Here is a 312-nt window from a genome sequence, read left to right as displayed (position 1 = left end):
CGCATCGACCTGTACTACGTGCACCGCGTCGATGCCATGCGCCCCATCGAAGAGACCATGCAAGGCCTGGCGCAGCTGGTGCAGGAGGGCAAGATCGACCGCATCGGCCTGTGCGAAGTCAGCGCGGCCACACTGCGCCGCGCCCATGCCGTGCACCCGGTGGCGGCGGTGCAGACCGAGTATTCGCTGTGGACGCGCGAGGTGGAGGACGAGGTGCTGCCCGCCTGCCGCGAGCTGAGCGTGGGGCTGGTGGCCTATTCGCCGCCGGGGCGCGGCTTTCTCCCGGGGCGCTTTCCTGGCGGCCCCGCCCTC

Annotated in this window: 1 protein-coding gene; it reads left to right on the top strand. The window is 71.2% G+C overall.

Translation table 11 applies throughout. The annotated features are described in order from the left end of the window. Positions 1–312 (top strand): aldo/keto reductase (locus tag ACFIKI_RS08480; RefSeq protein ID WP_375666770.1); only part of this gene is annotated, 312 nt, incomplete at both ends.

It is taken from the genome of Bartonella sp. TT121SHDZB (assembly GCF_042193415.1).
Taxonomy (GTDB): Bacteria; Pseudomonadota; Alphaproteobacteria; order Rhizobiales; family Rhizobiaceae; genus Bartonella.
Note: the sequence above shows the minus strand (reverse complement) of the source record. Positions and strands in the feature narration are given on the sequence as shown.